The following is a 3,606-nucleotide window of genomic DNA, read 5'->3' as shown; positions in this document are numbered from 1 at the left end:
TGATTCTCCTGATCGGTGGGGCCCGGCACCCGGCTCGAAATCCCTTCGCGCAAGCGAATCACAGTCGGGGGTCGAAGGGGCGGCCGGCGGACGGGAGAGGGAGGCGTGAGAGCGCTCTCCGGAGGGTGGAACATAGGAGCCACCCCTTCGTGAGTCAAGCCGGGAAGGGAAAATCCGTAACCTCAGCGGCGGTTCCGGAACAGAATGCCCATCGGCTGATCACGGAACATGGATCCGATGTGCCGGGGGAGGGGAGGGAACCCGGAAACTCCGGAGAGCGCTCTCACCCCCATGGGCCCTCATGGGGGTGCCGTGGTGGTCTTTCCGGCATTTCCCTCTCCGATGACGGGTCGGGGCGCGTGCTCCCGATCACGCGTTCCATCCTCGCCCCGTGGATTCTTGGCCCTCGAACCCTTGTCGAAGTGCGATAAAGAATGGTTTCGGGCGGGTCCGGGGCGGTCCCGGCGGGAAGCGCGCGGGGTTTCGGTGACCGGGGCCTTCGACTCCCGAACGGGGTACGGCCGGGGGAGCGCTCTCCGAAAACCTTCCGCGAGGTGTCTTGACGAGATGGCCGACTGGGAGTTGACTGCGCGCACCCCCACCGCCGGAACCGGTTCCGGAACCGGTGCCGCACCGCGTCCCACCGGGACGCGGATCCCCCTCGCCTGTCCCGGGAGTTCCCATGCGTGTGACGATCGCCGATGTGGCCCGCACCGCCGCGGTCAGCAAGACCACGGTCTCCCGGGTGCTCAACGGCAAGGGCGAGGTGGACTCGGAGACCGCCGATCGGGTCCGCACGGTGATCGCGGAACTGGGCTACGTCCCCAGTTCCCGCGCCGTGGGGTTGGCCCGGGGGAACAGCCGCACCCTCGCCATCCTGGTCCCCTCACTCACCTGGCCCTGGGTCAGCGAGATGATCCAGGGCGTCGCGGACGTGGTGGAGGCGGCCGGATACGGGCTGCTGCTGTTCACCTGCAACCGGGGCGAGGCATCGATGACCCAGTTCACCGGCCAGGTCTCGGCCCGGGCCTTCGACGGGTTGTTGGCGATCGTTCCCGGTGACACCCTGCCCGCCATTGAGGCCCTGCATCGGCAGGGCCTGCCCCTGGTGCTCATAGACGACCAGGGGCAGCGGCCCGATTTCCCGGCCGTGGCCACCACCAACACCGCGGGTGGTGCGGCGGCCGCCCGCCACCTGTTGGAGACCGGGCGCCGCACCCCGCTGGTGGTCGCCGGTCCCCGACACTACGGCTGTGTCCAGGACCGGCTCACCGGTTTCTCGGAGGTGATGCGCGAGCACGGCGTCCCGCACGACCCCGCACTGACGGTCGACAGCGAGTTCACCCTCCCCTCGGGGCAGACGGCCGTGGAGCGCGCCCTGGCCGCCGGGCGCCGCTTCGACTCCGTCTTCGCCCTCAACGACCAGACCGCCGTGGGAGCGCTGCGGGCGCTGCGTGCCGCCGGCCGTCGGGTTCCCGAGGACGTCGCGGTCGTCGGCTTCGACGACCTCCCGCTCGCGGTCTCCGTCGACCCACCGCTGACCACCGTTCGGCAACCCATGCACGCGATGGGGGAGACGGCCGCCCGGATGCTCCTGCGTCACCTCGGCGGTGCCCCTCTGGACCCGGAGCCCGTGGTCCTGCCCACCGAACTGGTCGTCCGGGCCTCGGCCCCCGGCTGACCCGCCGGCGCGCCGTTTCCCGTCACCCTCTCCGACCCGCACTCTCCGACCCACCCGCGCCGACGGTCGCCCGCGCCGCGCCCGCCGTCGATCCCGCACGCCCCGAGATTCGCCGTGCCCGGTCCCGCTCCGGGGCCGGCCGACTCCTCCCGCACACCCGCACACCCGCACACCCGCACACCCGGAGATCACCCATGAGAGTTCGTCCCCGCACCCGCAGAGCCACGGCGGTCACGGCCGCCCTCCTCGCCATCGGCCTCCTGGCGACCGCCTGTTCCGGCGGCGCCCGGACCGCGGGCAACGCCTCCGGAAACGGTCCGGGCACCGGTGTCCTGAACATCGGCATGCCCAACGGTCCCCAGGCCAACAACAGCAACCCGTTCCTGGACACCTCCGCCGGCGCCTCGCTCGGCTACCGCTCGATGATCTACGAGCCGCTGGCCATGCCCAACGTCATCCAGCCGGATCAGGAGCCCGCCCCCTGGCTGGCCTCGGCACACGAGTGGTCTGACAACTTCCACACCCTGGAGCTGACCGTCGTCGATGGCCCGGAGTGGTCCGACGGCGAGGAGTTCGGCCCCGAGGACGTGGCGTTCACCTTCGAACTCATCCGGGACACCCCGGCCTTCAACGGCTACAGCATCCCCTTCGAGGACATCACGGTGGACGGCGCCACCGTCACGGTGACCTTCGGGGCCTCCCAGTTCACCAACCGCAACCGGATCCTGGAGACGTTGATCGTCCCCGAGCACATCTGGTCGGAACTGGACTCCCCGGAGACCTTCGACAATCGTGAACCGGTGGGCACCGGTCCCTACGTCATCAAGAGCTTCACCCCGCAGACCATCACCCTGGCCCGGCGCGACTCCTACTGGAAGGGCCTCCCGGAGGTCGAGGAACTGCGCTACACCTCGTACAACGACAACAACGCGCAGACCACCGCCCTGGCCAACGGCGAGACCGAGTGGTCCTTCGTCTTCATGCCGGACCACGAGCGCATCTACCTGGACCGCGATCCCGAGCACCACCACCTGTGGTTCCCCACCGGTCTGGGGGTCCACGGCCTGTGGCTCAACACCGAGCGCGCCCCCTTCGACGACCCGGCGGTGCGTCGCGCGGTCTCCCTGGTGATCGACCGGCAGGCCATCCACGAGCAGGCCCACGCCGGCCTGTACCCGGCCCTGGAGAACCCCACCGGTCTGCCGCTCCCGGCCGGCGAGCCCTTCCTGGCCCCCGAGTTCCGGGGCGTCACCGTCGAACCCGACATCGAGACGGCCCGAGCCGAACTCGCCGACTCAAAGTACGAGTTGGACGGGGACACGCTCCGCGGTCCGGACGGCGAAGCGGTGTCGGTGACCCTGACCGACCCCGCCGGCTGGTCCGACTACCTCACGGCGCTGTCCATCATCGAGGACAACCTCAAGGACATCGGGATCTCCGCCAGGGTGGAGACCCAGACCGTGGACGCCTGGCGCAACGCCGTGGACACCGGTGATTTCGACGCCACGCTGCACTGGGCCAACACCGGTCCCACCCCGTACGACATGTACCAGCACATGATGGACCCGGCGGTCTACCGCCCGCTCGGAGAGGCGTCCCCCGGCGGCAACTTCGGCCGCTTCCGCAACGACGACGTGGACCGGGCCCTGCGCGAGTACGCCGAGTCCCCCGACGAGGACGTGCGCACCGAGGCGCTGTACGAGCTGCAGCGGATCATCGTCGAGGAGGCCCCGGTCATCCCGACCGTCGCCGGTCCGATCGGTGCCCAGTACAACACCCGCAACTGGGTGGGCTGGCCCGACGAGTCCGACCCGTACGGCCCCCCGCAGCCCACCCAGCGCAACGTCCTGGACATCGTGCTGCGTCTGGAGCGGGCCTCCTGAGCCGGTCGCCGGCGGGAACCCCCCGGCGGAACCTCCCCGCCC

Annotated in this window: 2 protein-coding genes; both read left to right on the top strand. The window is 70.3% G+C overall.

The window, feature by feature from the left end; genetic code table 11:
- Positions 1-682: 682 nt before the first annotated feature.
- Complete coding sequence (locus FNQ90_RS16085; protein WP_182607019.1) at positions 683-1,681, top strand: LacI family DNA-binding transcriptional regulator; 999 nt, start codon at positions 683-685, stop codon at positions 1,679-1,681.
- 194 nt (positions 1,682-1,875) lie between these two features.
- The gene (locus FNQ90_RS16080) at positions 1,876-3,564 is read left to right on the top strand and encodes an ABC transporter substrate-binding protein (protein ID WP_182607018.1); all 1,689 of its coding nucleotides are present in this window, start codon (positions 1,876-1,878) and stop codon (positions 3,562-3,564) included.
- Positions 3,565-3,606: the final 42 nt, after the last annotated feature.

The organism is Streptomyces alkaliphilus (assembly GCF_014141535.1).
Classification (GTDB): domain Bacteria; phylum Actinomycetota; class Actinomycetes; order Streptomycetales; family Streptomycetaceae; genus Streptomyces; species Streptomyces alkaliphilus.
Note: the sequence above shows the minus strand (reverse complement) of the source record. Positions and strands in the feature narration are given on the sequence as shown.